This is a genomic window from Mycoplasma enhydrae (genome assembly GCF_025779955.1).
Taxonomy (GTDB): domain Bacteria; phylum Bacillota_I; class Bacilli_A; order Mycoplasmatales; family Metamycoplasmataceae; genus Metamycoplasma; species Metamycoplasma enhydrae.
In genome coordinates this window covers 18901-45717 of the sequence record NZ_JAOXHI010000004.1, presented here as the reverse complement: position 1 = coordinate 45717, position 26817 = coordinate 18901, and the positions used below count along the sequence as shown (strand labels likewise).

Annotated in this window: 22 protein-coding genes; 8 read left to right on the top strand and 14 right to left on the bottom strand. The window is 27.1% G+C overall.

The genetic code is table 4. The features are described 5' to 3' along the window. The first annotated feature begins 141 nt into the window (after window positions 1–141). Window positions 142–414, top strand: coding sequence for a hypothetical protein (locus OF364_RS01770; RefSeq protein ID WP_263774035.1), 273 nt, complete (start codon window positions 142–144; stop codon window positions 412–414). Window positions 415–581: 167 nt separating this feature from the next. Here OF364_RS01770 and OF364_RS01765 read toward each other — a convergent pair whose 3' ends face one another. The 13 genes from OF364_RS01765 to OF364_RS01705 form a co-directional block, all read right to left on the bottom strand. Continuing rightward, complete coding sequence (locus OF364_RS01765; RefSeq protein ID WP_263774034.1) at window positions 582–2492, bottom strand: M13 family metallopeptidase; 1911 nt, start codon at window positions 2490–2492, stop codon at window positions 582–584. Between the two features lie 30 nt (window positions 2493–2522). Beyond that, the gene (locus tag OF364_RS01760) at window positions 2523–4073 is read right to left on the bottom strand and encodes an MHO_4530 family protein (RefSeq protein WP_205851417.1); all 1551 of its coding nucleotides are present in this window, start codon (window positions 4071–4073) and stop codon (window positions 2523–2525) included. Then, window positions 4060–6276, bottom strand: coding sequence for an ATP-dependent helicase (locus OF364_RS01755; protein ID WP_263774033.1), 2217 nt, complete (start codon window positions 6274–6276; stop codon window positions 4060–4062). The genes OF364_RS01760 and OF364_RS01755 overlap by 14 nt, the downstream gene beginning before the upstream one ends. A gap of 103 nt (window positions 6277–6379) precedes the next feature. Continuing rightward, window positions 6380–7042: an RDD family protein gene (locus OF364_RS01750; protein ID WP_263774032.1), complete on the bottom strand. Its 663-nt coding sequence runs from the start codon at window positions 7040–7042 to the stop codon at window positions 6380–6382. Then, complete coding sequence (locus OF364_RS01745; RefSeq protein WP_205851420.1) at window positions 7036–8037, bottom strand: glycosyltransferase family 2 protein; 1002 nt, start codon at window positions 8035–8037, stop codon at window positions 7036–7038. Before OF364_RS01745 ends, OF364_RS01750 begins: the two co-directional genes overlap by 7 nt. A gap of 13 nt (window positions 8038–8050) precedes the next feature. Beyond that, the gene (asnS, locus tag OF364_RS01740) at window positions 8051–9394 is read right to left on the bottom strand and encodes an asparagine--tRNA ligase (protein ID WP_205851421.1); all 1344 of its coding nucleotides are present in this window, start codon (window positions 9392–9394) and stop codon (window positions 8051–8053) included. Between the two features lie 172 nt (window positions 9395–9566). Beyond that, window positions 9567–11324, bottom strand: a complete 1758-nt coding sequence (locus tag OF364_RS01735; RefSeq protein WP_263752677.1) for a hypothetical protein — start codon at window positions 11322–11324, stop codon at window positions 9567–9569. A gap of 1 nt (window position 11325) precedes the next feature. Further along, on the bottom strand, window positions 11326–12189 hold the full coding sequence (locus OF364_RS01730) for an ABC transporter permease (protein ID WP_205851423.1): 864 nt from the start codon (window positions 12187–12189) through the stop codon (window positions 11326–11328). Then, window positions 12182–13051 (bottom strand): ABC transporter permease, encoded by an 870-nt coding sequence (locus OF364_RS01725; RefSeq protein ID WP_205851424.1) that lies wholly within the window; start codon window positions 13049–13051, stop codon window positions 12182–12184. The genes OF364_RS01730 and OF364_RS01725 overlap by 8 nt, the downstream gene beginning before the upstream one ends. Then, window positions 13041–14423, bottom strand: coding sequence for an ABC transporter ATP-binding protein (locus OF364_RS01720; protein ID WP_263774031.1), 1383 nt, complete (start codon window positions 14421–14423; stop codon window positions 13041–13043). The genes OF364_RS01725 and OF364_RS01720 overlap by 11 nt, the downstream gene beginning before the upstream one ends. Before the next feature lie 15 nt (window positions 14424–14438). Continuing rightward, window positions 14439–15320, bottom strand: a complete 882-nt coding sequence (gene era, locus OF364_RS01715) for a GTPase Era (RefSeq protein ID WP_263752674.1) — start codon at window positions 15318–15320, stop codon at window positions 14439–14441. Between the two features lie 12 nt (window positions 15321–15332). After that, on the bottom strand, window positions 15333–15737 hold the full coding sequence (ybeY, locus tag OF364_RS01710) for an rRNA maturation RNase YbeY (protein ID WP_263774030.1): 405 nt from the start codon (window positions 15735–15737) through the stop codon (window positions 15333–15335). A 90-nt stretch (window positions 15738–15827) separates the two neighbouring features. Beyond that, window positions 15828–17846 (bottom strand): Mbov_0121 family peptidase domain-containing ABC transporter, encoded by a 2019-nt coding sequence (locus OF364_RS01705; protein WP_263774029.1) that lies wholly within the window; start codon window positions 17844–17846, stop codon window positions 15828–15830. 141 nt (window positions 17847–17987) lie between these two features. Here OF364_RS01705 and OF364_RS01700 point away from each other — a divergent pair, with 141 nt between their 5' ends. From OF364_RS01700 to lon, 7 genes are all read left to right on the top strand, one after another. After that, the gene (locus tag OF364_RS01700; protein ID WP_263752672.1) at window positions 17988–18641 is read left to right on the top strand and encodes a hypothetical protein; all 654 of its coding nucleotides are present in this window, start codon (window positions 17988–17990) and stop codon (window positions 18639–18641) included. Between the two features lie 4 nt (window positions 18642–18645). After that, entirely contained in the window at window positions 18646–20037 is a 1392-nt protein-coding gene (gltX, locus tag OF364_RS01695; protein ID WP_263774028.1) for a glutamate--tRNA ligase, read from the top strand. After that, entirely contained in the window at window positions 20028–20405 is a 378-nt protein-coding gene (locus OF364_RS01690; protein WP_205851431.1) for a hypothetical protein, read from the top strand. Before gltX ends, OF364_RS01690 begins: the two co-directional genes overlap by 10 nt. 67 nt (window positions 20406–20472) lie before the next feature. Further along, on the top strand, window positions 20473–21147 hold the full coding sequence (gene plsY, locus OF364_RS01685; protein WP_263774027.1) for a glycerol-3-phosphate 1-O-acyltransferase PlsY: 675 nt from the start codon (window positions 20473–20475) through the stop codon (window positions 21145–21147). Between the two features lie 71 nt (window positions 21148–21218). After that, window positions 21219–22229, top strand: a complete 1011-nt coding sequence (gene hrcA, locus OF364_RS01680; protein ID WP_205851433.1) for a heat-inducible transcriptional repressor HrcA — start codon at window positions 21219–21221, stop codon at window positions 22227–22229. Further along, window positions 22229–23059 (top strand): nucleotide exchange factor GrpE, encoded by an 831-nt coding sequence (locus OF364_RS01675; protein WP_205851434.1) that lies wholly within the window; start codon window positions 22229–22231, stop codon window positions 23057–23059. The genes hrcA and OF364_RS01675 overlap by 1 nt, the downstream gene beginning before the upstream one ends. A gap of 74 nt (window positions 23060–23133) precedes the next feature. Continuing rightward, a complete protein-coding gene (gene lon, locus OF364_RS01670; protein ID WP_263774026.1) occupies window positions 23134–25650 on the top strand; it encodes an endopeptidase La in 2517 nt (838 codons plus the stop codon). A gap of 45 nt (window positions 25651–25695) precedes the next feature. Here the strand turns inward: lon and gap are convergent, their stop codons facing one another. Continuing rightward, the gene (gene gap / locus OF364_RS01665; RefSeq protein ID WP_205851436.1) at window positions 25696–26697 is read right to left on the bottom strand and encodes a type I glyceraldehyde-3-phosphate dehydrogenase; all 1002 of its coding nucleotides are present in this window, start codon (window positions 26695–26697) and stop codon (window positions 25696–25698) included. Between the last annotated feature and the right edge of the window lie 120 nt (window positions 26698–26817).

Sequence of the window (26817 nt, the reverse complement as noted above, 5' to 3'; positions counted from 1 at the left end):
TTTTTTCTCCAGTAAGCACTCTCATACACAACTTGTATAAAAATATTCTTGTCTTATATTTTTTCATAATAAAAAACATATCCTCCATTTGTGGTAGTCCACTAATAGGGGATATGTTTAAATTTAGATACTACTTTTTTCATGGGCTCGGATATTCTAGATACTAATACAAATAAAATTTTGATTAACTACTTCGAAGAATTAGACAAAAATACTGAGGAACTAGATAAAAGTTTGTCTGGAAAACCAAATAATTTTGGAATATATCCATATATTAGAAAAGCTTATGAACATAAAGCAAATAAATCAACTTATTATTTAGAAAATGGAAAGCAAGCTATAGAAAGTTACTTTTCAGAAAACCGAAAAAGCCGCGAAGAAAATGTGATTATTTTTCTTAAGGACAAGGAATAATACTAAGAGAATTTGAAAATTTCCTCTATTTAAACATATCCTCTACTAGTGAACTACCACAAAAGAAGGATATGTTTTTTATTATAAAAATACAAAAAAGCGAACTCATCGAGTTTTTACCACTGCTAGGTTAAACTGAAGAATTCACTATATAAGGTGGCTTTTAGTTATCAAATTTTTACACGCTTTGAAGCATCAAGAAACATCTTGTCTTCTTTTTTAATCTTGAATGCTTTATAAAAATCATCTGAGTTTTGAACTTGAACATTTGCTCTTAAAACAGCTGGAGCATGTACGTCGATATCTAATAATAATTTTTGAAATTCAGGGCGGTATTTTGCTCTTCAATTAGTTGTATAAGCAATATAGAATTTTTTAGCACTATAATCACTTTCGGTTTTAGCAGCTTCTAGTGCACATGATAAACCGCCGGCATCAGCTATATTTTCAGATACAGTTAGTTTACCATTACATTTTCCAACTTCTGTTTCTCTACCTTCGAAGAGCTCAACCATTTTTTGTGCGCGAATTTCAAATTCTTTTTTATCTTCCTCTGTTCATCAATTAATCATATTACCAACTTCATCAAAGTTAGAACCATTATTATCAAAAGCATGAGAAATTTCATGAGCAATAACTGATCCTATACCTCCATAATTAGCTGAAGAAGATTGTTTAGCACTATAAAACGGTGCTTGAAGTATTCCGGCAGGAAATACTATGATATTACTTGTTGGATTATAATAAGCATTAACCATTGCTGGTGTCATTGATCATAAGTTCTTATCTTTCTTTTTGCCATATTCTGCAAATTCAGATCTTCTTTTAATTTCATTAAATTCTAAAACATTCATAAGTAGGTCATCATAGCCATTATATTCTTTTACAATTAGTTTAGAATAGAAATTATCAATAACTTCAGGGTATCCTACATAAACACCAATTTTAGAAAGCTTCAAAATTGCTTTTTCTTTGGTCTTAGGAGATAATCAAGTGTTATTTTTTAGTCTATTTTCATAAATACCAATCATCTTAGCAATCATATTTTCAACATTTTTTTTGTTTTCTTTTCCAAAATATGTTTCACCGTAATATTTACCAAAAGCCATGGTAAACATTTTGTCAGCACTTAATTTAACTGCTTGTTGCTTTTTGTCAAGTGGTTTGACTTGCCCACTTAAACTTCTTGCAAATTCACCTGATATTACTGCACTATCATAATCTAAGTATGGAGCTAATGAAATTAAGGTGTTAACGTATAAGAAAGAACGGTAGTTTTCAAAATTTTCTTCCAAAAGTAATTTTGAAAAGTGGTTGGCTAAATCATCTGAAACGCAAATTATAGATGTTAAGTTTTTTCCAATTACAGATTTAATAATATTTGATAAAGATAGTGTTTTAATTTTTTCATCAAATTCAGAAACAAGTTTTGGATTATATATTTTTGTTATTAGTGCTCATTCTTCAGCAGATAAAATGTATTTTGCAGCTTCCGAATCTCAGGATAAAGCTTGTTTAATTAACTTGTCAGCTCATCTTTTGCTTCTATTAACTTTGTTTAATAGTTTCTTAGTCATTGCAGATCATTTTTCATATAGGTCTGCTTTCTTTTCTGGTATTGAATAATAGTTCTTTTCAGGCAATATAACTGAAGGGCAAGAAGCATACAATACTTGTTGTTCATAATTTTTAAAATCAGTTTCGATAAATAAAGGAATAGGTGTTTCAAAATTATTAAATGTTAGAAAATCATAGTTGCTTTCTATGTCTTTTCAACTATTAAAACTTGAAATTTTATCCAATATAGCAAGTGCTGGTTTGATTCCAAATTTACGACGATCTGATCAGTTTTTTGCTAAATTATAGAATTTAGTCATTTCAAGTAATATCGGGTTATCTTTGATGTCTGTTGTATCAGTTAATCATTTATTTAATAATTTAGTTTTTAGTTTGATTAAGCTATTATCCAAGCGTTCAAAAGAACCTGTTCCTGGTTTATCATCAGGAATTTTATTTTTAGCTAGTCATTCACCATTTACGGCTTCAAAGAAGTTGTCTTTAATTAAGTCTTTGTTCATATTTTGTTCCTTTCTAATTGAACTTTGGAATTATTTTGTAAAAAATAAATTCAAGTTTTCATTTTGTAAAATCTTTCGATAATTTTTAAAATCAAGTTTATCAAAAATTATACTAATTTTATGTTGTTCAGCTTTTTTATAAAGCATACTAATATATAAAATTGCTTCAGGTTTATGCAAATTATTCACTAAGTTTTCATCCACTCAAATAACTTTAATTCATTTATCAATAATTGAAACTAAATCATTATTAATATTAATTATTCTTAAACCAACACCAGCCTCAGGATACTCTTGTTGAATTAATTCAATTTTTTTCTTCACTTTAATTGTATTTTTCTTTGAATTAGGAATTATTAATTGAATAAATGATTTGTATTTAGCTAATAAATCTTCAATTTTTTTATTTTCAATTAAGTTAAATACAAAATCATTAATATTTATTAGTTTACCATTTAATTTAAATCCCTTAGGTTCACTAAAAATTTTTAAATAAAAGTTTTTGTAAATATCTAAATTTGCTAATGTATCAGAAGAATCGATGTTAAGCACTTCGAATTTTTCATCAAGGTCCATTGTATCTATTTTTCATTTCTTATCACCAAAACTTAATATATTGTGAGTTTCAAAACTTGCACTATGACTATTATTAATTTCACTTAGTACATAATCATATTTTTCTTTAAAAACTAAAAAATTGTAATCCTCATAAATTTTATAAGTTAATAAAAAATCATTCTTAAGCTCTAAATTATTAGATTTAACATAATCAAACAAAGTTTGATATGAAACAAAATCTTGGTCTTTAAGTAAAGTATGTTTGAAACTAAATGTCTTATTATATAAGTGTTTATATGGAATACTTCATTTTGAAAAATATTTAATATATCTCATTGCTTGTGATTCTGATATCTTATTAAAAGGCATAACAAAAAACAGTTTATTTCAGTCTAAAAAAACTTTAATGTTATACATTCTTTTTTTAACACAGTTAGCCTTAAATAAAGCAATAAAGTTAGCTATATTTTCAATATCTTTTATATTTAAAATAAAACCATAAGCAAAATATTGATTGTTTTTATCTATCAAATAATCTATATTAGTATTTGTAGCTTCAAATACCTTATCTTCTCGTGAATCGTTTTCATATCAGTTTAAGGTTAAAAATATGTATTCGTCTTGAATAGTATCAAAAGTTATATTGACTTTAGTGCTTAAGAAACGCGATTTGCTATTAGATATTTCAGTGCTTACCTTTATTAAATTCTTATTTTTAATAGCAATACTTAATGTTGATTTTGATTTTCTATCAAATAAATCTAAGAAATCTTGTAACTTTCTTCACTTATTATGAATAAAACTTATTTTTTTCAAAAAAGCCGGCTGTGTTCAGACTTCTCGAATGCTATTATTAGCCTTAATTCTTTCTTTGTTAGTGTCAATTAAAAAACACATAAAACCATTATCGCTAGATGTTTTTGTTCTTCTGCGATAAGCAAAAAATCCTATAAAACCAACAGTACTAAATGCTGCTAATAATATAAAAACTACCAAAATTATTTTAATACTATTCGGTGACATTTTTACTATCCCATTTCTTAATTGAATGATGTGATCTTTCAAATTGTTTAGTAGTTTTTAAATCAGGAAAATGAATGGTAATTATTGTATCTACCATTTCAATAATTTTACCCTTACCGTAAGTTTGGTGCATAATTTCATCACCAACAATTAAATCACTATTATTGTTATTGTTTTCTTCAGCGATTGAAAAATCATTAGCTATATCAATGCTACTACTTTGAGTTTTAATTCCAGCTTCTTTTAAGAATCTACTTCCTTTGGTATAACCGCTACGGTTAATAGCAAAAGATAAAAATAATTTTGTTTTAGCTCTAGTAATGGCAACATAAGCCAATCTTCTTTCTTCTTCCAGTCCTTCAAAATTTTCTTTTTTAGTACTTGAATGACTTAGAAAAATAAAGTCTTTATTTGGAGCAATTGTTATTGCTCTTCTTAGTGGAAAAATATTTTCAGCTAGTCCACAAATAAAAACATAATCAAACTCTAATCCTTTTGCGTTGTGTACTGTCATTAATGAAACAAAGCTGGTTGCATCATCTTCAACATCACGGTCAGTGATTAAAGTAATTTCTTGTAGATATTCATCAATAGAACCATGAGGATTATTTTTTTCTCAAGATTCAATCACATTTAGCAAACTCATAAAGTTTTCTAATTTTGATTCATATTCTTCTTCTGAGCTCTTAAAAATTTCAAAATACTTAATTGTATTAATCATAAACTCTTTTAAGGTATCACTTATAGAATTTGTTTTTAGAGCTTTTCTGGCTCACCTGATAGCATTAATTAAAGTTGCCAGTTTGGTAATTGTTAAATTAGAAACTCTTAGTGTTTTTTGTATTTCACTAAAATGTTTTTCTATTGCACTATATAAGTCTGTGTTTTTAGATCTAGCAAATTCAATTAGTTTATCAATTGTGACATCACCAATTTTTCTAGAAGGTTTATTAATAATTCTTAATAACATTAACTCACTTCCATCATGAATAACACGTAAATAAGCTAAAGCATCTTTGATTTCTTCTCGTTGATAGAACTTAATTGAACCAAAAATTTTATAAATTGTATTTTCTCTAATTAAAGCTTCTTCAACAGCTCTAGAATAACTATTAGTTCTGTATAGTATTGCAATATTTTTTAATTGAACTCTTGATCTTTTTAGTTCTGAAATTTTTTGAGCAATTCATCTTGCTTCAGCATCTTCACTATGACCGCAGTAAAATTCGACTTCTTCACCATCTTCGTTATGTGTATATAAGGCTTTATCTAATCTAATTTTGTTTTTTGAAATTAAACTATTTGCATGGTGAAGAATTTTCTTAGTTGAACGATAGTTTTCTTCTAATTTTACAGTTAGAGCACTTGGATAATCTTTATCAAAATTAACAATAATGTTTATATCAGCATTACGTCAGCTATATATTGTTTGGTCAGGATCTCCAACAATGGTTAAATGGTCACTTGTTGACAATTTTTGCAATATTTTGTATTGAATAACACTAGTGTCTTGAAATTCATCAACTAATATATGGTCATATCTTTTTCCCCATTTTTTAGCAATATTGTCATAGTTGGGATCATAAAACAAACGATGTACAAAAACTAGCAAGTCATCAAAATCTAAAGCTCTAGATCTTTCAAGCCTTTCTTGATATTTCTTGTATATATTATCTTTAGTTTCAAGAATTTTTCTTTCTGAATCAGAAAGAGATTTATTTATTTTTTCATCTACCACATCTAAAAAATCGAAAAGAGCATTTTTCTTGTTTTGGATATAACTTATCATTGAACTATAACTATATTCAATGTGAGATATATCTAATTCATTATAAACAGATTTTAAAATTGCTTTTTGGTCTAACTCATCAACAATTTGAAAGTCATTATTGTAACCAAGCAAATGAATTTCTTGTCTTAAAATTCGAGCACAAATTGCATGAAATGTACTTATTAGTGGTAATTGTCCAGGATTATCAAGCATTGAGCTTACCCTTTGTTTCATTTCGTTTGCAGCTTTGTTAGAAAAAGTCAAAGCTAAAATTCTAGCAGGGTTAATATTTAGTTTTTCAATTAGATATGCAATTTTGTGAGTTAAAACACGAGTCTTTCCTGACCCAGCACCAGCTATAATTCTTAATGGTCCATCGTTATACTCAACGGCTTGTCGCTGTTGTACGTTTAAGTTATCTAAATTTATCATCTCTAATCCCCCTGTTGTAAAATTTATATTAGCATAATATAATTATACATTAATAAGGTATTTTTAGGCTTTGTAAACGCAAAAAAATAGCCTAATTTCTTGGCTATTTTGTAAAAAAATTAATTTTTGGCATTTCTCTTTTTATTGGAGAAATTTTTTTATCCAACTCTTCTTCCATATCTATTTCATCATACTTGTTAATTCAAACTGTCTGAGATTGTGAAAATTTATCATTTCAATTTAGTCTAGAAGCACCTACTCCACTCAGAATCATTATTATTTCCAAATTTATTGCTATTGTAGCTAAAGTGGTAGGTAAAGAAAAAACAATTTTTTCAACCATATTTAATTTGTTACCTTTAGTTGCTTTTAAAAAAGCATCTGTAGAAACTAACATAAATGCCAACAATACAAACATTCACAAAAAAGAAAAAAGTCTTTGTCTGTCAAAAACGGTTTTTCATAGTTTTCTTTTAGACTTTGTAGAAATAATCTTAATTTTGCAAGTTAACATTCCTATAGTTTGACCCTTAAATATGACAGGAATTAGTATATACAATAGAAATAAGACTAAAATCAAGCTAAAAAGTCACATTCTATAAATAAGTTCTCTATTTAAAATATTAGTAGTGTAAAAGTCTACGTTTTTGTAATTAAATACTAAAAACGAGGTTCCAATTGCAAAGATAATAAATAAAGTTAAATCTATTAAGCTAGCTAAAACTCTTATTCAAAAATGAGCTTTTCTATTTATTTTTTTTATCATGTGAATTTTTTAAAAATTAATTCTCATTTTGTTTTAAAATCATTTGTTAATTTTTTTAAGTTTGTAATACTAAATCTTGAAAAATAAGAATTATTTTTAATTTGTTCTTCTCATTTAGGTTTTAAGGTTTCAATTTCCTTAAGTAATGCTGCTTTAATGTTGTTAAGTGATTTAGATGCCAATGTACCCTTTTTAGTTTTAAAAATTCCAATAAAACCACTAATGTAATAACAATAGTTCATAAACATAGCAAATTCAAGCGCTTCTTTAGTTTCTTGATCTATATCACTAAAACAACTAAAAACTGAATTTCAGCAGCGAGTTAAAGATTTAGGGTTAAAAGTTACAAAACTATAATTTAAATTTTCAACTCATGTGCCTTCAAAAAAAGCAAATGTTTGAGATTCTAATAAAGACCTGTATACAAAATTAGGTGAATATTCCAAATTTGATTCTTTAATTTTAGGTTTGCTAAAAATTTCTAAGGCAATATTTGTTTTAACAAAATAATTAAAAACAAAAGGTGTAACAAATACAAAGGGTTCTTTGTTGTCTTTTAAATTAATAACTTGAGAATTAAAGTTGTTGTTTAACTTAGTACCAAAAAATGGAACACCCTTAATTGAACCAGGAAGCTCTACAAAATCAGGTTTGGTTTTTTCGTTATTCAAAAAATTATCAATTCTTTGAACGAACTCACTTTTAATATGACAATAAGAATATAAAATAAAAATATAAGGTGTTTTAACAAGATTTAATGCTTGTTTAATAACTAAATCAATATGTTGGTGTGAAGTGTTGAATATAACTTTTAAACGGTCTTTAAATTTAAGTTGTAATTCATCAATTTCAAAAAAGTGTTCATCCTTAGGTCTATCTATTGTTATAACAACATCAAAATTTTGGCTTTTTTGTTTGTATAGATTATTTAAAATTGAAGATATTGGAATTGCAGGATTGTATATAGGAACTATAATAGTAAGATTTTTGCTCATATTCATATCCAATCTACATCTTAATTTGTCCCGCAACACGTGGGAAAGGAATTGTATCCTTAATGTTGTTTACACCTGTCACATACATTACTAATCTCTCAAATCCAATACCAAAACCACTTGAAACAGCATAACCAAATCTACGTAAGTCTAAATATCATTGTAGAGGTTCTAGTGGAATCTTCAGTTCTTTCATTCTATTAACTAGTTTTTGATAATTGCATTCACGTTGACTGCCACCAATTAATTCCCCAATTCCAGGTACTAGGAAATCAAAAGCTCTAACTGTTTTATTATCATCATTTTGAAACATATAAAATGCTTTAATGTCTTTAGGATAGTTTATTACAGCTACTGGACCTTTAACAATTTTTTCAGCCAAAAATTTTTCATGCTCTGAAGATAAATCCATTCCAAAGAAAATTTCTTTTTCTTCAAATTGTTCTTTATAGTTTTTCAATTTTTCTACAACATCTTTATAATCAATAATTGTCAATTTATTATTCAAAAAATTTTGAAGCGTTGAAATTAAGCCTTCATTTAAAGAATTTAAGTATTTCATTTCGTCAGGATATTTTTTTAGTGTATTTGAAATAACTGTTTTTAATAAATCATCAGCTAATAAAATGACATCATTTAAATCATAAAATGCCACTTCAGGTTCAATCATTCAAAATTCAGCTAAGTGCCTAGAAGTATGTGAATTTTCGGCTCTAAACGTTGGGCCAAAAGTATATACTTTTTTGAAACCCGCAGCATATGATTCAGCATGCAGTTGACCAGTAACACCTAAAAACGCTTTTTGCTTGAAAAAATAGTCTTTGGTTTCATCATCTACTAAAAGTGTTTCTCCAGCACCTTCACCATCATTTGAAGTAATAATAGGAGAAGCTACATTTAAAAAGTCATGTTCTTGAAAATACTTATGAATTTCGTATGTTAAGGAGTTTCTTATTAACATTATTGACCTAAATAAATTAGTACGATGTCTTAGATGAGGAATTTCACGTAAGAAATCTAATGATGTTTCTTTTTTTTGAATTGGAAAATCTTGATCAACACCATTAATTATATTAAATGATGTAGCCACAAGTTCAAAGGGTTGTTTTGCTTCAGGAGTTAAGTGTATTTGACCTTCAACACTAACTGATGACCCCAATGACAAGTTTTCAATATTTCATTTATTAATGTTATTGCCTTTGATTACTACTTGGAGATTAGCAACGGTGCTTCCATCGTTGATAGTAACAAACCTTACTTTATCATTACCTCTATTTGAAATAACTCATCCTTGAATTTTATATGGTTGTTGCTCTTTAATTGATTTTTCAGATTCCAGCAGCTTTTTAAGTGTCATATTTTCTCCTTAATTTCTAATTATTTTTATTATTTTTTATAATCAATAATTATACTTAAATAATTAATTATTGTAATGATTATTAGAATAATATAGCAATAGTTTTAAAATCCGGATTATTAAAATTAAACATAAATTTAAGTAAAAAATAGAGGTTATTTTTACCCCTATCTTAAGACTTTGTAGTTTCAAAATAATATGCTGAAATTTTTGTTCTCAAATTGTTATCTATTATTGGGTAATTAAATAATTGATAAGAAGGATCGCTTTTTGAAACTGAATAAATTTGCTTAGCCATACCATCATTTCCAAAATACCAGTAATAAATAAATGAAAATGTTAAATCATCTGCTGGAGTATATGAAATATAGTTAAAATTAGCTATTTCTGAAAATTCAATATCATTAAATAAATTTTCAAATGCCTCTTCAAATATAGAATATCCTTCCTCAGAATCATTTCTTATTTGTTTTAGTCAACTAATGAAATAAGTGCTTTGTGTATTTTTTTCAAAATTATCTATTTCTTTAGTTCAATTTTCTAATTTTTCCCAGTCAATACTTGGATCTAATAATTTTAAATTATCAATCAAATTGTCCTTATTGTTTTCATATATATTTTTAATAATTTCTTTAGCTTTTTGAAACTCTTCTGGAGTTAGTTTTGTTCTCATTTTTTGAATAAAATCTTTTTCTAAATTATCTAAAGCAACTTTTTTTGAGTACTTAGTGGAATATCTATGATTATTTCTATAAATGTTATCTCCTAACATTTTTAAGAAGTTATCAGTGTCCTTATTATCAAGCTTATTTGAAATTATTCAACAATCAACCAATATAAAATTATTCTTAGGTCTAATAAATCTAATATTTCCATTTTTCACACTTGCAAAGTTGTCTTCTGAATAATATGCATCCAAGGCATCACCATTATAAATTACTCCAGAATCTGATCTAGATGGTTTAGGTTCAATTAAGTGGTTTAATAGTTCTAGCCCATTACTACTTATAAAATTGTATTGGGTATTTTTTATTGAATGGTCTGTAGCTGCTTTCACAAATGAGACAAAAGAGTCAATAGCTATTCTATAATTCGATTCGTTAAAATCCAGTAGCTTATCATTGCCGTTTTTTGTAAATACTTTTTTTCATTCGGTTGGGTGTTTGTGCATATAATTAAACACACCAATCATTAGATTATCCACATATGCATTTGTTCAAGCTACGCGCTTAAAATTATGTTTTTTTAATGTTGAAAATATTTCAAATCAATCTAGTTGAGTGCTTTTTTCTTCTAAAGTTTGAATTTCAGGTGTACTTAAATCTAAATGAGGTCTAGAATCTTTATTAATGTTATATGCTATGCCCTTATCTTGCACATAATAAGGGATTACAAAATCATAAAAATGATCTCAATCATTGGAAGGTCTATTTTTTTCTATCATTCTTCACTTTTTTTCGACTGTGTTAATTTCAAAACCTTTAATTTTTCTTTCCGCATCTTTCATTTGTTCAATTTTAGAATAAATTAATTCATCAAATTTTTCTAAATGATTTTGAATATTATCAGTAAATAAATTTTTACGCTTATTTCATGAAGATAATTCTTTACTTCCATAAAGTTTTGAAAAGTCTATTTTTTTTATTTTTTTATCCAGAATTAATTGTGCCGCTTGAAAATCACTTCCGACACCTGCAATGGCTTTATCTTGTACTAAAGCTTGAGTAAATTCATTAATCTCTTTAAACTCTTTATAGTTATAGTTTTTCTTTAATTTATTGATTATGGTAGGAGACAAATAGGCTTCGTAATTATAAATACTAGGACGATAGGCATTTGTTAGTTTAAATATCAAAGCGAACATAAATAAGAAAATAAAAATACCAAGTCCTGTCCATAACAAAACTATTTTTCAAGTTCGTCTGTTCATTCTATAGTACCTCCTTATAGAAGTCTCTTTGAACTTGCTTTTTAGATAACTGAATTGCTTTTTTGGCTCTTGCATTTTGAGAACTTTTAATAACTATATAAATTGTGTTTCCAAAAACAACAAATAGTAATGAAATTGCACCAATTGCTAATGACCAGGCTTGAAATTGTCCTTCATATAATTGAGTTCCTAGCGTTTCTGTATTTGAAACAATTCTAGCTATTATAAAATCGTCAAATGATAAAGTCATTGTCATAACAAAAGTAAAGCCAATTGAACCTAACATATAAACAAAATATGTTTTAAACCACGTTTTAAATTTTGAATATCCTAAATCTTGACTAGCTTCAAAAATATTTTTTGAAAACTTATCACTCTTAGGTAACATAATTAATATTCCATATGGTAGGCACATAACTGTGTGACCAATTATTGACCTAAAGAATCCTTCACTTGTCGCTTTAAGCGTTCCAAAAAATAAGAAGTTTAAAACAATTGCTAAGGTAATCCCTGTTATAACATCGGGGTTAATCATTGGTATATTAGAAGTTGCTTGAACATAAGTTCTAGAAGTTTTATTTTTGTGACGTCATAAAGCAAACACAGTTAATAATGAAATGGTGATTACTAAAACTGAAGTGGCAATACCAAGTAAAAATGAATTTAAAAATGCTAGTCCATGTGATTTTGAAAAAAGTTCTGAATAGGCTTCAAAAGAAAACTTATTTCAAGTTGTGACTGAAAATGTCCCTTTTGATGAAGGAGCATTAAAACTAAAAATAACTCCAAAAATTATTGGAATATATAAGAAAGCTAAGACAAAAAATACATATGAGTATTTGAAAAATGATTTCAGTCTATTCATAAGTACCCCCTTGTCTTTTCTTTGTTATTAAATATGGAATGCCATAAATAATTGCATAAATTGATAGCAGAACTGCAAGAGTAATAATAACTAATGTTGAAGAACTTGCTAAATCAAAAGGATTTGCGGTGTTGGCAAACTGATTAATTAAATTACCTATCAATTGTTTTTGTGAACCATTAGGTAATAACTTATCTGAAATAATGATTGAAGTTGCTGACATCATTAAAACAATTCCAAATCCACTAAGCATAGCCTTAGAACAATAAGGAAGAATTACTGTGAAAATAGTTTTGAATTTAGAATACCCTAAATCTTCAGAAGCTTCCAAGATATTATTAGGCATATCCTTTAAAACTTGATAAAGAGGCAAGACCATAAAAGGTAAATATAAATAAACCATTCCAAAAACCATAAAGAAATTGTTATTAAGCATATTTTCATCAAAAATCGCAGAAAATAAACCTCTAATTGCTAATGCTTTTGAAATTGTAAATATTGCTAAAGGACTTAAAATTAGCGTTAAACCTAAAATTTTAATAGTTTTGGATTTAGACCTTGAAACGATGTATGCATAAGGAAAACCTATTATTAAAGCAAAAAAACCAGCAAAAATTCCTGTGCCCAACGAACGAACAATAATAATTCAAGTAGAAGGTTTAAACGCTACTTCTCAGTTCTGTTCAGTACCTTGATTATTAAGAGGTTTAAAAGCATAAATAAAAACAAAAATTAGGGGCAAAACAATAAAAAGTATTGAAAAAATAATATATGGAACTAATAAAGAAATTTGTAATTTTGTAATTGGTACAGAAACCTTGCTATGTTTCTTTTTTTGAGCCAAGAATGATCTAAATTTCATTAGTTTGCTCCAACTCTTTTTCCATTGCTTCCATTTTTCTGTCTTTTTTCATTAAGTGAATTGAATCAACATCTCAATCCAAATATACTTCTTTATCAACATCATGTTTAGATGAAGTTTCAATGTGAATAATTTTACCATTTACATCAACATCATAGTTATAGTAACTTCCACCATATGTTGACTTAATAATTTTTCCAATCAATTTAGCTTTTGATTTTATTTGGGTAATCAATATGTCTTCAGGGCGTATTAGAACATCTAATTCTTCTTGTTCTTCAAATTCATTATGAATGGTGTCAAATGTTTTGCCCATAAATTTTACTTTGTTAGCTGTTAAATAAGTAGCTTCAAAAAAGTTTGAATCCCCAATGAAATTAGCTACTCATTTATTAATTGGGTAGTCATACAACTCTCTTGGTGTAGTAAATTGCTCCACTTTACCATCTCTAATAACAGCTATTCTATCGCTTAATTGCAAAGCTTCATTTCGGTCATGAGTGACAAAAATAAATGTTAATTTTAGTTTTTGTTGAATGTCACGTAAAAAGTTTTGCATCCTCTCTCTAATTTTGGCATCCAACGCACTTAATGGCTCATCTAGAAGCAATATTTCAGGTTCAATAACTAAAGACCTAGCTAAAGCTACTCGCTGCTTCATTCCACCTGATAAAAAATTTACATTCTTTTTTTCGTTTCCACTTAAACCAACCAAACTCATTATTTTTTGAACTTCGGCATCCATTTCTTCATTATTAATTCTTCTTGTTAAATAACGTTTTTCATATGCTTCAGTTTTTAGATCAACATAATTTTCTCAATATGAATATGTAAAATCCATATCGTCTATTCATTTTTGATATTTATCTTTTTTTCTTTGTGACAGTTGAGGATTATTTTTTAGTTCTTTTTCGTAAAGTTCAAATTCTTTGTCTAAGTTTTTCATCTTTTGAAGAGCATATTTTTTTCATTTTCTTTTTTGAACCTTTAATTTTGATTCAAAAGTTTTAGGAATATTATCTTTTCTAATACGTCTTAATCTAAGGCCATATTTAATATTGTTTTCAACATTTAAATGTGGAAAAAGCGCATAATCTTGAAAAATTGTAGACACATCACGTTTGTGAGGTGACAAATCTTTAATGTCTTTACCATGTAATTTAACTTCTCCACGAGTAACTCATTCAAATCCACCGATAATGCGTAAAATTGTAGTCTTTCCAGAACCAGAAGGACCAAGAAGAGTAATAAATTCACCTTTTTGAATACTTAGATTAACATTATCTAAAACAGTTTTATCTTCATATTCCTTAACAATGTCAACCAATTCAATAATAGGAGCATTCTCAATTTTTAATTTCTTTTTATCCATACTATTCTCCCTTTATTAATATCCATATTTCTTAATTTTTTGTTCTTTATTAACTCAATCATTATCAACTTTTACTTTTAAAAACAAATTAGTGGGTTGGTTAAATAACTCAGACATTTTTTTTCGAGCATTCATTGAAATGACTTTAATTTTAGATCCGCCTTTTCCTATAACAATTCCCTTCTGCGATTCACTTTTAACCAAAATTGTGGCATTAATGACAATAGGTTCTTCCTCAGATTCTTTGAAATCATCAATTACTATGGCAATTGAATGTGGAACTTCCTCATATAAATTTTCAATAGCTTGTTGCCTAATTATTTCTTTTGCCATAAACCTTAAACTAATATCTCCGATTTGGTCTTCCTCGTAAATAGTTTCAGATTCATAAGCATATTTTTTAATTTCTTCAATTAAGTCCTTATAGCTTTGTTTTAAGTTTTTACCCACGCCTAAAACTACTTGAAATCCTAGCTCTTTTAATTTGGCTGCCTTCTGGTCTAAAATTTGATGCTCTTTTATCAAATCTACTTTTGTAATAATGGCAATTTTATTTTGTATTTCTAGTTCCTTAATTTTGTTAATAATGAATTCATCGCCTCTGCCCAATTCTTCATCTGCAGGACTTAAAAATAAAACTACATCTGTGTTTTCAATAGCGTCATAACTTTTTTGGTTTAGTTTTTCAGATAACAATTGTTCTGGTTTATGTATTCCTGGAGTATCTATAAAAATGATTTGCGAATCATTGTCGTTGTATATTCCTCTAATATTGTCTCTTGTAGTTTGTGCTAGATTAGATACAATAGTTAATTCATAATCTAGTATTCCATTGATTAATGTACTTTTTCCTACATTAGGTCTACCAATTAAACTAACATAACAAACTTTCTTCATCTCACCACCTTTTTATTGTCTTTTTATTCCTAAAATATTCATTATATTATCAACATGTGCATTCATAGTAGAAGCTTCTTGTTCAGTCTGATGGTCATAACCAAATAAATGTGCAATGCCGTGTGCAAATATGTAACAAAACTCTCTTCTAATACTATGATTAAATTCTTTGGCTTGTTTTTTAATTTTTCAAGGGGATATTATTATTTGTCCTAAATAAATTTCATCTAAAAAACTAAGCTCATCTTGTGCATCCAATGGAAAACTTAAAATATCCGTAGTGTAGTTTTTATTTCGATATCTAAAATTTAATTTTTTCATCTTAAATTTGTTCACAAATAAAACATCCACTAATAGTTTTTTTTGCACTCCAAATTCTTTAGCTGAAGCGTCTAAAATATCTAAAAATTCCTTCATGAAATTAAAGGTCGAAAAACTGCTATTTTTGAAGGTAATTTTATTCATAAAGATAATTATAAATTAATCTATAAAAATTACCTTAAATTATTAAGGTTGGCAAATTGTAATTATTGGAGATTTTTTATCTATAAATCTCTGTGAATGGCTAGTTTCAATAATCAGTGCTTCATTTTGAAAATGAATTATTATTTCTCTTAGTTTTTTAAATAGCTTTCAAGATATAAATTCAAACGCTTCATCAAGTAAAATAATTTTATATTTTCGGATTATTAATGGCAAAACTTTTATGAGTTGCTTTTGACCAAGTGATAGTTTGTCTTCTGAATGATTTAAGTTGGAAAATATGCTTAAATTAAGAGTATTTAAAATTTCTTTAAATTTGGCATCATTTAATAAAATATCAACAATTTTTTTGTCTATATTTAAAAATAAGTAAGTATATAAGTCAACATTAGGAAAATTAAAACTATTGTCAATGTAAAATACATTACTTTCTAACCAATAATTGGAAATTTTATTCAAGCTTTCATTATTGAAAAATACTCTGTTTTTATATTGAATAAAATTACCCGCTAATGTTTTAATTAAGCTAGATTTTCCTGCTCCATTTTTGCCAACAATTTTGCAATTGTTTTCAATGTTTAAATTTAAGTTTTGAATTATTTCTTTGCTACCATAAGAAATTGTTAAATTTTTTATACCAATTTTGTTAATTGTTTTATCAATAATATTTGAACAAATTATGTCGTTTTGGGGAGCATTTAAAATGAAACAAATTTTTGATTTAAAAATTTCATTAATTGACTTATTTGTTAAAAAACCTTGAACTAAAACAATTGGATTATTTATCAGTCCTTGAACACTAATAATGAAAAACAAATGTGAAATCGGTTCTTTTGAATATTGGATAAAAAAATAAATTATTATAAAGTTAGTAATCAAAACAAAAACGGAATTTAGTAGCTTTTTAAAAGATAAAAATTTGTCCATTTTTTTATGAAAATTATTATTTACTAATAAGCAATTATTAAAGTTCATTATTCTTTCTTGATTCCAAATGTAAGAATCATAATTACTTTGATTATTTGCAAGAAAAGAAATATCATTAATTTCTTCAATAGTGTTTTTTAAAATTAGTTGGTTTAATTGTTTTATTTTGAAATCAATAATAACTGAAATTAAAATTCTAACTAAACAAAATAAAAAGATAAACAAAATTGTTGTTTGGTCAATAGATAAAAATAACGAACAAGCAAGACTTAAAGAGACAACAAAATTAGATAATAAAAAATATTTATTTGCTAAGAAACCACTCATTATCTCAATAAGATTATATCTAATTAAAACTTCATTTCTATTTATTTTTCTAAGTTGAGATTGGTCTATTTTGTTTAGTTTATTTGAAAATTCTTGTTTTATATTTTTTTGAAACAAGTTTTTAATTTTTGAAATACATAGATCGTTAATTCAAGTTAACAAAATAGTAACTATAGAAATTCAAACAAACAAAATAATATTTTGCGTTGCAAAATTTAAATTTTTAATTTCAATATAACTAAAAATTGCTTTGTTTATAAAAGAAAGACAGTAGTGCAATAATGGTAGAGCACAACCAATTATAAGGCTCAAAATTACTAAACTAGGTTTAGTTAGAAAAGTTATTTTATCTTTGGTGATTAATTTTGAATTTATTGGTTTATCATTTGCTTTTGAAGATAGTAAAATAATTCCCGTAAACATAAGCTTAAAATTTTCAAGTTGCATGATTCTTCTGCCATTTACTGAATCATTTATTATTATTTGATTTTTAGTAATTTCCTCTATGCAAATGTAATGTAATAATCCATTTATTTCAATCATAGTAATAATAGGAAATTTAAAACTATTGTCTAGAAATTCATTTCAAGAAGCTTTATATGCTTCAATGTTAATTTTTGCTTCTTTTGCTAAATCAATAAAACTAGATATTGAAATACCGTCTCTATCATAATTAGCTAAATATTTTAGTTCATTTATATTTAGCCATTTTTTATAATAAAAATGATGTAATCCTTGAATTACAAAAATACCACAATCCTTAACATCTTCTTGCTTCCTTATTTTCATATTGTCATTGTTACATTACCTAGGCATTTTTTGTTCTAAATTAATAAAACTTTAAGAAACATATAATAAAAAGCCCTAAGAATATGTTTTTTGTATACAATTTTTATTATGAAAATAACTAACAAAAAAAAGCACCTTTTTTTGCTTAATGCTATTATTACTGGCGCAGCACTTGTAATACCAGCTGTTGCTGTTGTTTCTTGTGCACATGCAAAACCTTATATTTCACTTTCGGAAGACGATGAATATACAACGGTTATTGATAATGTTAGAGTAGCAAAAGGTAGCGCAAAAGATTTTTATGATTTAAACACAACTAGACTTTTTAATCCGATAAGTGGTGAAGATAAATTTTATAAGCTTTACTTACCTGATGGTAGTAGACTAAATAATAGGCATGATACTAATCATAAATTTCAGTTGAAAGAATCATTTAAATTTTTAAAATTAGATAATTTAACTGGCGCTTACAGTTATCGAGTTTTTTCATTTAAATATGATGATTTAGTTGAAAATATACCTGGAGTTGCAACTAAATCTAAATATACTAAACATAAAAATAATACTAAAGCTGTTTATATTGTTTTATATTGGGTTGATAAAACAAAAGAAGCTGCTCCAAATTGGAAAGAAAAAATACTTGAACCTTCAAAAACGTTTTTTCCAGAAGCTGCTGGTCCAGAAAGATTAGAAGAGGCGCCGTGAGCTTTTAAAAAAGGTATTATTGAAACTAATCGAAGGGGCTTTTGAGAATTTGTTACAGAACCATTAGTGGTTCTTTTTGAGGAGGAATAATATAATGAAAACTATAAGAACTAGATATGCACCTAGTCCAACGGGTTTTTTACATATTGGTGGTGCTAGAACTGCGTTATTTAATTATTTATTTGCAAAGCACTATGGTGGTCAATTTATTTTTAGATTAGAAGACACTGATGTAGCACGTAATGTTGAAGGTGGAGAAGCAAGTCAATTAGAAAATTTAAAATGATTGGGCATTATTCCCGATGAAAGTCCCTTAACACCAAATAAAAAATATGGAAAATATCGCCAATCAGAAAAACTTAAGGTTTATCAAGATTTTGCTAATAAATTAATTGATAAGGACTGTGCTTATAAGGCTTATGATACTTCAGAAGAATTAGAACAACAACGTAAAGAACAAGAAGAGGCTAAAATTGCTTCTTTCAGATACGACCCAAACTGATTACAAATATCTGAAGAAGAAAAACAACGTCGTGATAAAGAACATCAATATTCAATTAGACTAAAACTTAAAAAAAATACTATTTATGAATGACAAGATATTGTAAGAGGAAAAATTGAAGTTAACAGTAATGATATTGGCGATTTTGTAATCGTTAAAAGTGATGGATATCCTACATATAATTTTGCAGTTGTAGTTGATGACCACCAAATGGACATCAGTCATGTACTTAGAGGCGAAGAACATATAACTAACACTCCAAAGCAATTGGCAATCTATGAAGCTTTAAATTGAAACCCTCCTGCTTTTGGACATATGACAATTATTACTAATATGGAAGGTAAGAAGCTGTCTAAAAGAGATAAGACTCTTAAACAATTTATTGAAGATTATCGTAATGAGGGCTACCACCATCATGCAATATTTAACTTTCTAGCCTTATTAGGTTGAACTTCGGGTGATAATAATGAAATTATGTCACATGAAGAATTAATAGAAAAATTTAATCCCGAACGACTTTCTAAATCTCCTTCTAAATTCGACATCGTAAAAATGGAATGATTTTCAAAACAATATATGAAACAGATGGACAATAGTGTAATAATGTCTCAAATAGAATCTCCTTTTGATGAAGAATGAAACAATTTATTTATTGAAACATACAAACAATCAGCACCAACAATTCAAAGCATTCAAGAATCTCTTTCAATTTATAAAAACCCTAAGAAGAGTACCGATTTGAAAATTGGTAATATGAATGTTGTAACCAAGTTTTATAGCCATTTAAAAAATAATGAATTTAGTGTAGAAAAAATTCAGCATTGCATTGATTTAGTTAAGAGTGAACTAAATCTAAAAGGTAAAGAATTATTTATGCCGATAAGAATTGTGACAACCTATGAAGAGCATGGTCCGGAGCTAGCTAAAGCAATTTTTCTTTTTGGTAAAGATGTTGTTTTTGAAAGATTAGAAAAGTGAAACTAAAATATATATTAGAATCAGAAATTGATGGTACTAAAAACACTGTTGTAGAAACAGAATATGTGGATTATTTTGAGGATACTGAAGATAAATTCATAAAAATTGAATTCACCGACCCTAATTTACAAAATTGTAAACTACTAGCTTCATTGAATGAAATAAAAGTATCATATGCAAAACAAAGTCTGCATATGATTAAAAACACATATATTTCTAATGAATTTAAGCTTTCTGAAAACCAATCTTTTTTTATGGATGCTTATTTATTAAATGTTAGTATTGATGCTACTGAAATTAGTTTTAATTATGATTTTTTGCAAAATAAAAACATTATTGTTCGAAACACAGCAAGGTTTATTATCAAAAAATAATTTTTAAGGTCTGGCTTAGCCAGATTTTTGTTACTAGAAGTGCCAAATATAATGTATCATTATATTTATGTTTAAATGAGAGTGTGTTTGAATTAATTTTATTATTTTAATTATTGGATACTTTATTGGTTCAATTAATATTAGTATTATTCTTTCGAAAACAAAAAATAAAGACATTAGACAAGAAGGCTCTAAAAATGCAGGCGCTACTAATGCTTTAAGAGTGTTTGGTTTTAAATTTGCAGCTTTAGTATTTGCATTTGATTTATTAAAATCTTTTATACCAACTCTAATTGTTTTTATAGTGAAAGTTACTACAAAAAATAGTTATATTATTCCTTTATTTGCAGGACTTGGAGCTTTTATAGGTCATATTATTCCTCTATATTTTAAATTTAAAGGTGGTAAGGGAGTCGCTTCATTTTTTGGACTAGTCTTAGCTTTTGATTTTCCTACTTTTTTATGATTAGTTTTAATTTATTTAATTTTTGTTTTAACAATTAAATATATTTCATTATGCTCTGTAATTGCAACTATCATTTTTGCTTTTATTAGTTTTATTCCTCAATATTATGGCACTTGATTATTAGCTTTTATGAACAAAGACATTCCACTATGGTCACATAGTTATATTTTAGTTTTTGCTTCTATTATTATTTTACTTAAACATATTCCTAACTACATTCGAATATCTATTTATCAAGAAAAGAAACTTGAAATATTCAAAAAATGCTCTGAATAATATATTTTTAGCAATTAAATGACGAAAGTGCTAATTTAGTGCTAAAATATATTTGTTAATGTGGAGGATAAATGCAAAATAATAAAGATAATGTCCTAAAAGGCAGGCATTTAGAGATTTTCAAAATGATTGTTGAAATGTATTTTGAAACAGGAGAACCAGTTGGTTCTAAGAAATTAGTTGAATTAAGGAACTTAAAAATTTCTTCAGCTACTATTAGAAATATAATGTCAGATCTAGAAAAAATTGATTTTTTAGAAAAGCCACACATTTCTGGTGGGCGTATACCTTCAACTAAGGGTTTGGAATACTACACTTTAAATATTGCCTATGATCCACAAAAATTTTGAAACAAAAAACTAGAAGACCTATTAGCTAAAAGGCGCCTAAGTATTGATACTACATTAGATGAAGCCGCTAACTTAATTGGTAAAATGGCTCATTTTACTGTTGTGGCTTCTTCAAACAATCAAGATGAAAAACTAAGAAGTATTCAGCTGATACCTCTTAATGATTTATCAGCAGTTATTGTTATTGTTACAAGCAGTGGTAATGTTCAAAATAAAATTTTCAATTTTGAAAAAGATATTGAACTAAATGACTTACGAATTGCAATTCGTTTACTAAAAGAAAGATTAATAGATACACCCCTAATTGAACTAGCTTCCAAAACTCAAGCACTTTTACCATTGTTCAAAGAACGCATTAGTAACTATGAATTAATCATTCAAAAATTTATTAAAACTATATTTACTTTTGAAGAAAAAATCGAAAATAAAACATACAACAAAAATGCTATAATTCTATCTAAAAACATTTCACGGGATGAAATAGTTAAGGTATTAGATTTTATTGAACACCAATCAGTTTGGGAAACGATTGAAAACAACATTGATGAAGACAACAATATTAAACTTGATTATTCGAGACCTAATTTAAATATTATTAGTAAAAAAATTAATTTTGAAAATGATAAAAATATAAAAGAAATATCAATTGTTGGACCTAAATATATTGATATCGAAGAGGGTTTAGAAGCTATTACAGTATTGGAAAAGTTAGTTGAAAAAGGATGTAAATAATGTGAAAATTTAATAAATATGATGTCATAAAACTTTCATTAATAACTTCAAAGAAAACAAAAAAAGAACCTCAAGAAATAGTTAATGAATACTCTTACATATGAGAATTTGATGAGTTAGAACCTTTAGTACTAAATATTATAAATAAAGGTAAATTAACTAAAGATAATGAACTAACATATGCTCAAAAAAATGAAAAATATATACTAAAGCTAAATTCAATTAATCAATTAGATGAACAAAATAAGAGATTGGTTGACAATATAGAAGGTCTAAAAAACAATCTTAAAACCTTGAGTAATGAATTAAAAGTATCTAAAGAAACTATAAATTCATTACAACTTAAAAATGAAGAATTAAGCCGGAAAAATGTAGAAGAGACACTCAAATTTAAACAAGAAGTTTTAAATATTCAAGCTAAGGCTCAAGAAATGGTTAGTGAGCACAAAAAGAAAACTACTGAGCACCAAGAAGAACAAATTAATGAGATTAAAAAATATGCCTTGCAATCTTTTATTGAAGATTTAATTATGCCCTTGAACAATTTTGAATTAGCTATATTAGCAGCTAAGAAAAACGACAATCCAGTTTTAAAAAATTTTATTGTTGGTTTTGAAATGTTATTTAGTCAAATTGAAAACAAATTGTTTGATATAGGACTAGCAAAAATAGAACCTAAAGTTGGGGAAATATTTAATGCTGATTTTCACCAGGTATATGAAGTGGTGACTTCAGATATGGAAAAAGACACAATTTTAGAAGTAAAAAATATAGGCTATAAATTAAATGACCGCGTTATTAAACCTGCTTTAGTAATACTTTCTAAATAGTTCGTATTTTTTTCCTAAAATGAAAGATTTAATAATAAATTTGCAATAAAATTCAAACATAGAAAAGAGATAAAATGAAATTACCATTTATACCAATAAAAAAACAAATTGTTTTACCACATGACTTTGATAATATCAGAGTTGGTAAACCTAATTCAATTATGGCTATGGAAGTTGCAATGGCAGCAACTTCTAATAAAAGAAAAATTGCTTTTACATTCATTAAAGAAAAACACTTTAATGATGATACAATAAATGATTCTTCACAATTGGAAGAATATGGGGTAATTGCTGTAATACAAAAAACATCTTCAGAATCAGGTGTTTATAAGCTTACATTTGACACCAAAGAACCAATTAAAATTAAGAAATTAGTTCTTAAAAATGAAAAAGAAGAATTTAGCGACAATAATCCTTATTTATATTTAGAATATGAACCGGTTAAGAAACAAAAAGAATTTAATATCGAAAGTTTCAAAAAATCATTAGACCTTTTAAAACTTAAGACAATCGAACACAAAGAAAGTGCTAAAGGCAAGGGCTTTGGTATTATAATGCCAGAAAAGCCTACCGAAATTAATTTTAAAAACTTTGAACAACTTGGATATATTTTTGAAGATTATAATAATGAAGATTTTGCACAAATGGCAGATATTCATATTTGAGATGTCATTCAAAAAAATAGAAAGCTTTATACTAAAGAAGAACTACTAAGTTTATTTCCATTATCTGGTGAAGAAATTATTAATGGTCTAGCCAAAATAATGTCACTAAGAATAACATCTAACCAAGTTGATATGGAACTTAATAAGAAACTAAATGAGGAAATGGAAAATTCTCAAAGAGATTTCTTACTAAGAGAGAAAATGAAGCATCTAAGAAGTATGCTAAGTGATGAAAAGGGTGAAAATGCTGATGCTTTAGAAAATGACCCTGAACAAAGCAAGAGATATCCTAAATATGTTTTAGAAGCACTTAGAGTAGAACAAGCAAGATTAGCGGGCATGATGGCTTCAAGTCCAGAAGCTAATGTTTCTAAAACCTTTATTGAATTGATTTTAAAATTACCTTGAAGAAAAGTGAGCAAGGAACTTATAGACATCAATTACGTAAGAGAAATACTAGATAAACATCACTTCGGTCTAGAAAAACCAAAAGAAAGAATTTTAGAATTTATTTCAGTTTTAACACATACTAAAGCTCAAAACCCTGAAAATGAATATAGTCCTATTAAGGGCGATGATGAGCACTTTATTGACAATAAACTTTTTGTAAATAAAACTGGCGACACATTTAACAATCCTGTTAATAATATTCCTATTTTAACATTAATAGGTCCTCCAGGTACTGGTAAAACCACACTGGCTAAATCAATTGCTGAAGCTCTAAAAAGAAAATTTATTAAAGTTTCTTTAGGTGGTGTAAAAGATGAAAGTGAAATAAGGGGACATAGAAGAACTTATGTTGGTGCTATGCCAGGAAAAATTATTTCAGCTATTAAAAAAGCAGGTGTATCTAACCCTGTTATCTTGTTGGATGAAATAGATAAAATGTCTTCGGATTTTAGAGGAGATCCAACTAGCGCAATGCTTGAAGTTTTAGATCCAGAACAAAATGCTAATTTCCAAGATCATTATTTAGATTTAGAATATGATTTATCTAAGGTTCTATTTATAGCTACAGCCAATAGTTATGATTCAATTCCTGCCCCTTTAATAGATCGTGTGGAATTACTAGAATTATCAACATATACAACACGTGAAAAATTAGAAATAGCTAAAAGCCATTTAATGCCAAAAGTTATATCACAAAATGCCTTAAAACCAGAGCAAATCAAATTATCAGACAGTGTTTTAGAATTTATAATTCGTTCATACACAAGAGAAAGTGGAGTGCGTGAATTAAAAAGAATTCTTGATAATATTGCTCGTAAAATTGTTGTTAAAATTCTTGACAAGGAAGTTAAAAATAGTTTTGAAGTTACCAAGGAAATTGCAATTGAATTTTTAGGTCCAATTAAATTTGAAGATGATGAAAATGAAAATAAGGACCAAGTTGGTGTAGTTAATGGTTTAGCATATACTAGTTTTGGTGGTTCAACATTAGCAATTGAAGTAACTAAATTCCCGGGAAAAGAAGGTTTAAAGCTTACAGGGCATCTTAAAGATGTTATGAAAGAATCTGCTCAAATTGCATTAGCTTATGTAAGAGCTAATGCCACTAAGTTTGGAATTGATTTTGATTTTGAAAATAATGCAATTCATATTCACGTTCCTGCAGGTGCGATTCCAAAGGATGGTCCTTCAGCAGGTGTAACATTTACTACTTCTATTATAAGTGCACTTTCAAATAAAAAAGTCCCAGCTAATATTGGTATGACGGGAGAGATTACACTAAGAGGTAAAGTGTTGCCTATCGGTGGTTTAAAAGAAAAATCATTAGCAGCTTGTCAATATGGAATTAAAAAGATTTTTATTCCATTTGAAAATAAAAAGAACCTAATTGATGTTCCTGAAGAAGTTAAAAAAGAGGTTACTTTTGTACCTGTTAAATATTATGAAGAAATATTTAATGAAATTTTTAGAAAATAATAGACAAAAAAATACTCGTGCTTGCGAGTATTTTTTAGATCTTAATTATTTCAAATTAACTAAGTGTTTTAAGGTTCTTATATATTGATGTACAAATGATGCTTCGTTATCATATCAAGCATATAGTTTATATAATTTTTTGCCATCTACTTCTAAAACTTGTGTTAGTAATGAATCAAAAATTGAACCAGCGCTAGAACCGATTATATCACTTGAAACAATTGGTTCATCTGTATATACTAAAGACTCTGAAGCATTATCTTTTATTGCTTTGTTAATTTCTTGTGCTGTAGTATCTTTTTTTAGTTCAATTGTTAAATCAATAATTGAACCTGTAATTGTAGGTACTCTTAGAGCTATACCATTAAGTTTACCATTTAGACTTGGAATTACTTTACCAATTGATTTAGCAGCACCCGTTGTAGTAGGTATCATATTTGAAGCTGCTGCTCTTGCTCTTCTTAAATCAGAGTGCGGTGCATCTTGTAATCTTTGATCTGCTGTGTAAGCATGAATTGTAGTCATATATCCTTTAACAATTCCAAATTTGTTTTCCATTACATTTAAAACAGGTGCTAGACAGTTTGTTGTACATGAAGCTCCTGAGACAATTACATCATCTTTTGTTAAAATGTTTTCATTAACTGAATATACAATTGTTTTAACTTCAGGACTTTTTGAAGGTGCGGTAATTAAAACTTTTTTAGCTCCTGCTTTAATATGTAGACCTGCTAATTCTGTTGTTAAAAATCTACCAGTTCCTTCAACAACCACATCAACTTCTAAAGATTGTCAAGGTAAATTAGATGGATCTTTTTCACTAAATATAGGAAACTCTTTTCCATCAACTAATATTGCATTATCTTTACTTGTAACTTTAGGTGCAAAAACACCATGAGCTGTGTCATATTTTAGTAAGTGTGCTAATGTTTTAGCATCCGTTAAATCGTTTATTCCAACAATTTCAATATTTTTGTCATCTCATATTTGTCTAAAAATAAGACGACCTATTCTTCCAAAACCATTAATAGCTATTTTTGCTTTCATATTTTCTCCATTGTAAAATTAATTTTTTTATTAATTTCTTAGTTTAAATAATACATAAATTATACACCTAAAACGCTAAAAATAAGGCTTTAGAGCACCTAAGCATAAATAAAAAGATGC